Genomic DNA, 2,162 nt, shown 5'->3' with positions numbered 1-2,162 from the left:
TCACCAACAAGCTAATGCGCCGCGGGCCCATCCCTAAGTGGTCGAAACCTTTTACGATTCGCTCATGCGAGCGAAAAGATTATCTGGTATTAGCCCCGGTTTCCCGGAGTTATCCCAGTCTTAGGGGCAAGTTGCCCACGTGTTACTCACCCGTTCGCCGCTAGGAGTTTTCCCGAAGGAAAACTCCCCGCTCGACTTGCATGTATTAGGCACGCCGCCAGCGTTCATCCTGAGCCAGGATCAAACTCTCAAAGAAGTTCTTAGCGATAGCTTAGTACTTCTTGTCCCGGAATCCATGATTCTAGGGCTACCGCTAGTAGTTTGATTGCTCATCAGAATTAACGAGTCATGTTTCACTCTTTAGTTTTCAAGGAACACTTTATCTAGTTCATCTATCAATCAGCGACATCAATTAATGTATCATAACTATCAAAGATTGTCAATAACTTTTTTAGATGAGATTGTTGTTTTCGTAACAACATCTAGAATTCTATCATGTAATATTTCCTTATGTCAATATCTTTTTAAGAAACAATAATAGGTTTATATTTTTTCTTATTACTAGTCTCTTTTTCTATGCTGTTTGCTTATTTACATTCTATTATTATATAATTTTATAATAATAATTAGAAAAAATCATTTATCTTTAGTAAATAGTAATTTATTCTTACTCACATTTCAAACAACAGGAGATGTCTAATATGGGAGATTTGGACTTATCAATGTTACTATTTCTCGTTATTTCCGGATTTATTGCAGCATTTATTGACTCGGTTGTTGGAGGGGGAGGTCTTATTTCGATTCCTGTTCTACTTGCAACAGGACTACCTCCAGCTGTTGCATTAGGAACAAATAAGCTAGCTAGTACACTAGCTTCCTTAACAAGCACGATTTCTTTTATGAAATCTGGAAAAATATCCGTAAAGTTAGTTCTCTATCTAATTCCTCTCTCTTTTATTGGTTCAATCAGTGGTGCTTATATTGTAAAACAAATCCCTTCCGAATTCTTAAAGCCGATGATTGTTGTTCTCCTCATTATCGTTACTATCTTTACGCTGTTCAAAAAAAATTGGGGGCAATCCTCGACCTATCAAGGACTTTCTTGGAAGTCTGGTATATTTATTGCACTAGCTGCATTACTTATTGGATTTTATGATGGTTTTCTTGGAGGAGGGACTGGATCCTTTCTTTTGTTTAGTTTTCTTTTGATCGGATTTGACTTTGTACAAGCTGCTGGTAATTCCAAAGTCTTAAACTTTACCAGTAACATTGCAGCATTAGGAATGTTCATCTATCTTGGACAGGTAAACTATATCTATGGCATTACCATGGGGATTTCCATGATAATAGGTGCATGGATCGGATCGAATATGGCTATAAAAAAAGGTTCTTCCTATGTCAAGATCTTATTTGTTACAATGACTGTTATTTTGATCAGTAAACAAGTATGGGATTTAATCCACGTTTAAAGGTGCCTACCAAAAGGCGCCTTTCCAATTTTTAAACTGACGTATCCTGATCCAAGCTGCAATAACCCAATTTTTAAAGTATATACTAATTGATTAGGTATTTCATCAGTTGGAGAAATAGTTAAAACTGGTTGTGCCCATAAATATATTGAACCAGTGATATACTTGGAAAGATAAAAAGGGAGTCACTTTATCAACTAACGCATACTTTAAAAAAGAACGAGGAAGATCAAAAAAGGTAGGTTAGAAAAAACCCGTGAAGAGTAGATGTCAAGAGTTTCTCATGATTTAAAAGCGCTCTTGTCTGCTATCAAAGGTTATGCGAAATCATTAATAATTTCTTTTAATAGGATGCGATATCTGCTTCCGTCAAAGGTTTTTTATGTAAAATATACAAAAAAGCCATCCAGTTTTTCTGGATGGCTTTTTTGTATGCCTGGCAACGACCTACTCTCCCAGGGGTCTGCACCCCAAGTACCATCGGCGCTGAAGGGCTTAACTGTCGTGTTCGGGATGGGAACGAGTGGAACCCCTTCGCTATAATCACCAGACGTTTCCCAGAATCTGTGATTCTGGGACAATATTTAGATGTGTGAATCACACACCTTGAAAATTAGAAAGGAAATGAAGTCAGAGTGAGAGTAAGTAGGTTAAGCCCTCGACCGATTCGTATCCGTCAGCTAAACACATTGC

At 37.5% G+C, this 2,162-nt stretch carries 1 protein-coding gene and 2 rRNA genes; 1 reads left to right on the top strand and 2 read right to left on the bottom strand.

The window, feature by feature from the left end:
* A 16S ribosomal RNA gene (locus tag DL897_RS17970) occupies nt 1–256 on the bottom strand; the annotation flags it as partial.
* Between the two features lie 445 nt (nt 257–701).
* Here DL897_RS17970 and DL897_RS17965 point away from each other — a divergent pair.
* Nucleotides 702–1,469 carry a TSUP family transporter gene (locus DL897_RS17965; protein ID WP_113660474.1) on the top strand — a complete coding sequence of 256 codons (768 nt, stop codon included), beginning with the start codon at nt 702–704 and terminating at the stop codon, nt 1,467–1,469.
* Nucleotides 1,470–1,903: 434 nt separating this feature from the next.
* Here DL897_RS17965 and rrf read toward each other — a convergent pair.
* Nucleotides 1,904–2,020: ribosomal RNA gene (gene rrf, locus DL897_RS17960) — 5S ribosomal RNA — on the bottom strand.
* Nucleotides 2,021–2,162 lie beyond the last annotated feature (142 nt).

The sequence above is a fragment of the Thermoflavimicrobium daqui genome (assembly GCF_003313465.1).
Classification (GTDB): Bacteria; Bacillota; Bacilli; order Thermoactinomycetales; family Thermoactinomycetaceae; genus Thermoflavimicrobium; species Thermoflavimicrobium daqui.
This window is presented reverse-complemented; position numbering and strand designations above follow the sequence as displayed.

What these genes read in the sequence shown, in the direction of transcription:
- DL897_RS17965 (WP_113660474.1), top strand. Translation starts at nt 702, where the DNA reads ATGGGAGATTTGGACTTATCAATGTTACTATTTCTCGTTATTTCCGGA.